Genomic DNA, 1,833 nt, shown 5'->3' with positions numbered 1-1,833 from the left:
TCAATTTTTGCCAGATTGGTGATTTTATTAAACCTTGTCCTAGCAGGGCTAAGGCTGGGTTTAAAAAATTGCCAAGCGGGTGAAAAGTGGATTTTTGATGATTATTCATATTTATGCAAAGGTCTCATATAGTAAAAATATCCAATGACTTTGAGAACTATAAACAGGCTTTGACTTGGCAAGCCTTTCTTGATTTACCTTGTTTATTTGCCTCAATTCGAGCATTGAAGTAGGTATTACGACGACAAAGGAGATACATATGTATAATAACGACACAGAGCAACAACAAACAGAGGAAGACAAAATGAAAGACATTACGGATATGATAGAAAATTGTAAGCACCTGATAAAAGTATTCGTTAAAAACGGAAAGAACTTTATAATTAAAAAATATAGACTTTCTACCAGTAAAAAAATTATTTACTCTGATACTGGTGGAAGTAGAGACTTAGCAATACCAGTAAGAATGGTTACAAAAGTTGAAATAATATAACAGGAAACAACAATGAATAAAATAAAAACAATAATCGCTCTACTAATATTAAACACATCAATACTTGCCTGCAACAACCCACATTTACCCGCCCCTTGGACGCAAGTGCTTTCAGTTGAGAACGGCATACTTGATTTAAAAACGACCCTAGGAACTGGGGAGATAGCTTTTAGTTATGGATTTTTGGACAACATAGACCTACCGACAATCAACAAAGACAAAACCCTCAGTGAACTCGTGATGAATAATTTTCACCCAATGCATCAAAAATATCCAGATTTGCACGCCACTGCTGCCAAAATCGTCAACAGTTACATCAAAAGAGCAACAGTAAAACGGGCAACAAAAGTAAAATTTACCCTTCCTAACTCTTATTTAAAACACGGCGAAAAATTATCAAGAAACCCAATCACTATCAACTACTGGGGTATAAACCAATCACAAAAAGACCCAAGCGACTTAGGTGAGGATTTAGTTAATATGGGATTTGCTCACGATTGGTTGGGTGGTCCGAGACAAAAGTGGACAAAATCAGAACTGTTACATATTATTCATAGCAGTAGTAACTATGAATAATAACCCTATCTGCTCAATCTTCCATTGTCCATATACCACTTGAAAAGCGGCACAGTTGCACTAATTATAACTGTTGCAAAGGCTGATTGTTCAGGAGTTGGGTTATCTAAATGCATCAACCAAATCGATATATTGTAAGAAAAAATAGTATAAGATAAAACAAAAAGTTTAGATGCTATTCTTAATTCGTTCCACGTTTTAATATTCATTATCGCCCACTTTTGTATAATTTTAAACCGATGTAAATAAAACCAAACAGGATCATTGAAGATGATAAAAAGATACCGAGTGCAGAAAATAAACCAGTCAGATATTCAACCTGTTTGGTCTTTTCAATTTCAATATCTTTTTTGATTTTCAAATTTAAAAGAACATTCGCCAACTCAGACTTTATTTTTTCATCTTCAAATTCTGCAAGGATTGAAATTGCTAAACCCAAAGCCTTTTCGTTTGATTTTCTATCTTTGTTTTTTGTCTTAAAATTCTTGTCTTGCTTGTCCAGCCTTACCTCTTTGACATCTCCAGTTGTATCGCTAACTACAGCACTAATGACCCCTACTTGGGCAGTCTTGTTTAATGCTTCTTGATTTATTACGCAACCACTCAGATAAATATAAAAAACAGAAAAAATTAAAACTCTTGAATTCGCACATTAAGTGCAATTTCTCCTAAGCCGTTAATAAATCAACAGCCTTTCCTAAAAATAACTCAACTGGTTGTTTCCCACCTCGTGTTTTTCGAGGTCTTGTGTTGAGTCGCTTCAT

General features: G+C 34.5%; 3 protein-coding genes. 2 read left to right on the top strand and 1 reads right to left on the bottom strand.

What is annotated here, in order from left to right:
• Positions 1–259: 259 nt before the first annotated feature.
• On the top strand, positions 260–493 hold the full coding sequence (locus CRYPD_RS07590) for a hypothetical protein (RefSeq protein ID WP_138146971.1): 234 nt from the start codon (positions 260–262) through the stop codon (positions 491–493).
• A 12-nt stretch (positions 494–505) separates the two neighbouring features.
• Positions 506–1,069 carry a hypothetical protein gene (locus tag CRYPD_RS07585; protein ID WP_138146970.1) on the top strand — a complete coding sequence of 188 codons (564 nt, stop codon included), beginning with the start codon at positions 506–508 and terminating at the stop codon, positions 1,067–1,069.
• A gap of 208 nt (positions 1,070–1,277) precedes the next feature.
• Here the strand turns inward: CRYPD_RS07585 and CRYPD_RS07580 are convergent, their stop codons facing one another.
• Positions 1,278–1,508: a hypothetical protein gene (locus tag CRYPD_RS07580; protein WP_138146969.1), complete on the bottom strand. Its 231-nt coding sequence runs from the start codon at positions 1,506–1,508 to the stop codon at positions 1,278–1,280.
• Between the last annotated feature and the right edge of the window lie 325 nt (positions 1,509–1,833).

Source organism: Bathymodiolus heckerae thiotrophic gill symbiont, from assembly GCF_900180345.1.
GTDB lineage: Bacteria > Pseudomonadota > Gammaproteobacteria > PS1 > Pseudothioglobaceae > Thiodubiliella.
The sequence above is the reverse complement of the archived record's forward strand: the minus strand, read 5'-3'. Positions and strand labels throughout refer to the sequence as shown.